The organism is Teichococcus aestuarii, from assembly GCF_042651065.1.
GTDB classification, from domain to species: Bacteria; Pseudomonadota; Alphaproteobacteria; order Acetobacterales; family Acetobacteraceae; genus Pseudoroseomonas; species Pseudoroseomonas aestuarii.
Genome location: NZ_JBHSCH010000158.1, coordinates 1 through 1,189 on the forward strand (window position 1 = coordinate 1; position 1,189 = coordinate 1,189).

The window sequence follows — 1,189 nt, forward strand, 5'->3', positions numbered from 1 at the left end:
ATGGCGAAAGCTAAGTTTGAGCGGAACAAGCCGCACTGCAACATTGGTACGATCGGGCACGTGGACCATGGCAAGACGTCGCTGACGGCGGCGATCACCAAGGTTCTGGCGAAGTCGGGCGGTGCGTCGTTCACGGCGTACGACCAGATCGACAAGGCTCCCGAGGAGCGCGCGCGCGGCATCACGATCTCGACCGCTCACGTTGAGTACGAGACGGCGAACCGCCACTACGCGCATGTCGACTGCCCCGGCCACGCCGACTACGTGAAGAACATGATCACGGGCGCGGCGCAGATGGACGGCGCGATCCTGGTGGTCTCGGCGGCCGACGGCCCGATGCCGCAGACGCGCGAGCACATCCTGCTGGCGCGCCAGGTTGGCGTTCCGGCGCTGGTGGTGTTCCTGAACAAGTGCGACATGGCCGACCCCGACCTGCTGGAGCTGGTCGAGATGGAGGTGCGTGAGCTGCTGTCGAGCTACCAGTTCCCGGGCGACGACATCCCGGTGATCAAGGGCTCGGCGCTGATGGCGCTGGAGGACAAGTCCCCGGAGCTGGGCGAGAACGCGATCCTCGAGCTGATGGCGGCGGTGGACAGCTACATCCCGCAGCCGGAGCGCGCCAAGGACCTGCCGTTCCTGATGCCGGTCGAGGACGTGTTCTCGATCTCGGGCCGCGGCACGGTGGTGACGGGGCGCGTCGAGCGCGGCATCGTCAAGGTCGGTGAGGAAGTCGAGATCGTCGGCCTGAAGGCCACGGTGAAGACGACGGTGACCGGCGTCGAGATGTTCCGCAAGCTGCTCGACAGCGGCGAGGCGGGCGACAACATCGGCGCGCTGCTGCGCGGCACGAAGCGCGAGGACGTGGAGCGCGGCCAGGTTCTGGCCAAGCCCGGCTCGATCACGCCGCACACGCAGTTCAAGGCCGAGGCCTACATCCTGACGAAGGAAGAGGGCGGCCGCCACACGCCGTTCTTCACCAACTACCGCCCGCAGTTCTACTTCCGCACGACCGACGTGACGGGCGTGGTGAAGCTGCCCGAGGGCGTCGAGATGGTGATGCCGGGCGACAACGTGGCGATGGACGTCGAGCTGATCGCGCCGATCGCGATGGACCAGGGCCTGCGCTTCGCCATCCGCGAGGGCGGCCGCACCGTCGGCGCCGGCGTCGTCGCCTCCATCAGCAAGTAAG

The 1,189-nt window shown here is 67.3% G+C and carries 1 protein-coding gene; it reads left to right on the forward strand.

Annotated features, from left to right (window positions below):
* Positions 1-1,188, forward strand: coding sequence for an elongation factor Tu (gene tuf, locus ACFOY6_RS24120; RefSeq protein WP_109517967.1), 1,188 nt, complete (start codon positions 1-3; stop codon positions 1,186-1,188).
* Position 1,189 lies beyond the last annotated feature (1 nt).